The following is a 313-nucleotide window of genomic DNA, read 5'->3' as shown; positions in this document are numbered from 1 at the left end:
GCGCCAATGCGTGCGGCTGACTCATAAACACGGTCGACCTTTCCCTCTGGCCGCAGCACGTTGATCCGCCCTTCAACGATATCCACGAAGTACAAAAGCCCCTTCTGAGCATCCCAGACCGGACTTTCGCCTAACGTGGCGCCGACATGAGCAATGTTGCACAGATCATAATCGTTATGCATATTCACACTCTTTGATCTGCTGCCACTGGCGGGCGACGTCAGCCACATTCTCACATTCGACACGCGCCAGGTCAGTGGGATAAACAACGCCGGGGTTCTCACAAAAGCGGGTTGCGGTGAAATGACCGTTG

1 protein-coding gene is annotated in these 313 nt (G+C 55.0%); it reads right to left on the bottom strand.

All coding sequences use genetic code 11. The annotated features are described in order from the left end of the window. Positions 1–182 (bottom strand): SMP-30/gluconolactonase/LRE family protein (locus WH277_RS01470; protein ID WP_339503959.1); only part of this gene is annotated, 182 nt, incomplete at its 3' end. Between the last annotated feature and the right edge of the window lie 131 nt (positions 183–313).

The sequence above is a fragment of the Erwinia sp. MYb416 genome (assembly GCF_037479575.1).
Classification (GTDB): Bacteria; Pseudomonadota; Gammaproteobacteria; order Enterobacterales; family Enterobacteriaceae; genus Erwinia; species Erwinia rhapontici.
The sequence above is the reverse complement of the archived record's forward strand: the minus strand, read 5'-3'. Positions and strand labels throughout refer to the sequence as shown.